The sequence below is a fragment of the Qipengyuania thermophila genome, from assembly GCF_004153605.1.
Classification (GTDB): domain Bacteria; phylum Pseudomonadota; class Alphaproteobacteria; order Sphingomonadales; family Sphingomonadaceae; genus Qipengyuania_B; species Qipengyuania_B thermophila.
This window is the reverse complement of record NZ_SDSI01000011.1, coordinates 1-1,377: the sequence shown is the minus strand read 5'-3', so window position 1 is coordinate 1,377 and position 1,377 is coordinate 1. Positions and strand designations below refer to the sequence as shown.

The window sequence follows — 1,377 nt, the reverse complement described above, 5'->3', positions numbered from 1 at the left end:
CTTTCTTCATTCTTCTTTCTTCATTTCTATATTTCTCCCCCCCCTTTCCCCCCCCAAAAAGGAGTCAGAGACTCAACCTTTTGAGGGGTTTATTAGACTGATTTTCAAATCACGTCCATGAAGAATTTCCTTCTAAAGAAAATCTTCTCTCCAGATTTTAAAGATCTGGTTCACACTCGGGGCAACTGCCCTTTGTCACTTCTTCAAAGTAATGCTTTAGTCGTATAAGCTACGAATGTAAAGAAATAAAATTATAATGGATAAACATCCTAGGAGTTTTACAAAAGGTATTATTTCCTTTTCAAACTTTATAAAAACCTCTAAAGTAAGAGATTTAATTAAAAGAGAGGGAAATTTAAAAGTTCTTTCCACAACTCCAAATCTCTCTAACACTGGAAACCAAAGTCTGGTTTTTTGAGGTAGCTGCATTCAAGAAATTCCTACAGACATATTAAATGCAGCACTTCTGATCTGAAAAGGAGTTACTCATTTCAATACTTTTTGCATATGTAGAAATATTAATCACCCTAAGACCCTCCCTAGTGCCAAAGAAATTACAACTAGTAATTTAACCTTTACTTCCGCCTCGGGAAGTGGTATGGGCACTCTTGGGAATATAATTGGCAACAGAAAGGCCCCTCTAACCATGTTTAGAAAAAATCTCAGAACTAAAGACTCTGCTATCTTTCCCCTTTTATAGGAAAGGTTAAAAGCAAGAAGAGGAGATGAAGATCTTCATCCAAGGAAGAAGATTACTCGAATTGAGTAAGCTGCCGAGAAACAAACTCTACTAATTAGCCCACAAACATTCCAAGAAGAGTTAAAATCTTCAAATGACGCATGAACTCCTATTTCTTTAGAGAAATACCCCCTTATAAAAGGGATTCCAACCATAGAAATTACTGAAGATGAAAATAGGGCAGATAGGAGAGGAGATGAAGATAGAAGTAGAGCGATTGTTCGAGAATCCTGCTTTGTTTCGTTCTCATGTAAAATGACTCCTACAACTATAAACAACAACCTTTTAAATATGGCATGGGTGTACATGTGAAAAAGGGAGGCCTGAAGGCTTCCAATTGAAGCTAAAAAAATTATCATCCTAAGATGAGAAAGAGTTGAATAGGCAACAACCTTCTTTAAGTCTATTTCCACTAAAGCCCTTCTACCAGAGTAGAATATAGAAATAAAAGCCATGAACTTTATTAAAATTAAACCATTTTCTTCAAAATGGGAATAGTACCGAACAACTATATAAATTCCCGCAGTCACTAAAGTCGAGGAATGAACTAAACTCCTGACTGGAGTTGGTGCAGCCATTGCTAAGGGGAGTCAGGATGAGTAAGGAAACTGAGCTCTTTTTGCCAACACTCCAAACAG

Annotated in this window: 1 protein-coding gene; it reads right to left on the bottom strand. The window is 36.7% G+C overall.

Annotation, left to right across the window (positions count from 1 at the left end; genetic code table 11):
* Positions 1 to 735 precede the first annotated feature (735 nt).
* A complete protein-coding gene (locus ETO60_RS11100) occupies positions 736 to 1,317 on the bottom strand; it encodes a proton-conducting transporter transmembrane domain-containing protein (protein WP_130005714.1) in 582 nt (193 codons plus the stop codon).
* Positions 1,318 to 1,377 lie beyond the last annotated feature (60 nt).